Origin of the sequence: Deinococcus multiflagellatus (assembly GCF_020166415.1) — a bacterium.
Classification (GTDB): Bacteria; Deinococcota; Deinococci; order Deinococcales; family Deinococcaceae; genus Deinococcus; species Deinococcus multiflagellatus.
Genome location: NZ_JAIQXV010000077.1, coordinates 1 through 529, shown reverse-complemented (window position 1 = coordinate 529; position 529 = coordinate 1). Strand labels below are relative to the sequence as shown.

General features: G+C 58.8%; 1 protein-coding gene. It reads left to right on the top strand.

Going from position 1 to position 529, the window contains the following annotated elements:
- Positions 1-41 precede the first annotated feature (41 nt).
- A partial coding sequence (locus K7W41_RS23390; protein WP_224612958.1) for an AMP-binding protein occupies positions 42-529 on the top strand: 488 nt, incomplete at its 3' end.

Here is a 529-nt window from a genome sequence, read left to right as displayed (position 1 = left end):
AGGTGTGGAATGACACGTCGACTGGCCACCCGCAAGAGAATGTGGTAAGCCTCTTTGAACAGCAGGCTCAACTGAATCCAGAGCGCACAGCGATCGAGTTCGAGGGACAGGAACTGACCTATCAGGAACTGAACCTGCGCGCCAACCGGCTCGCCCATCACCTTCGCGCTCTGGGTGTCGGGCCAGATGTACTGGTAGGGATCTGCACGCCTCGCAACCCGAACCTGATCGTAGCCGTCCTGGGGATCTTGAAGGCAGGCGGAGCCTATGTCCCGCTTGACCCGGAATACCCAGGTGAACGAGTGAAATTCATGCTCCGGGATTCAGGAACGCGAATCCTGCTGACGGAGCGAACCTTAACCGGAGTGCTTGAGACGGAGCCAGGGACAGTGAAGGTGTTTCTGGAAGAGCTAAGCGCCGCATTGCCCGGAGAGAACGTACCGGGTGAGGCTCATGGGGAGCACCTGGCGTATGTGATTTACACCTCAGGGTCAACCGGCCAGCCTAAGGGTGTTCAGATCACCCGCGC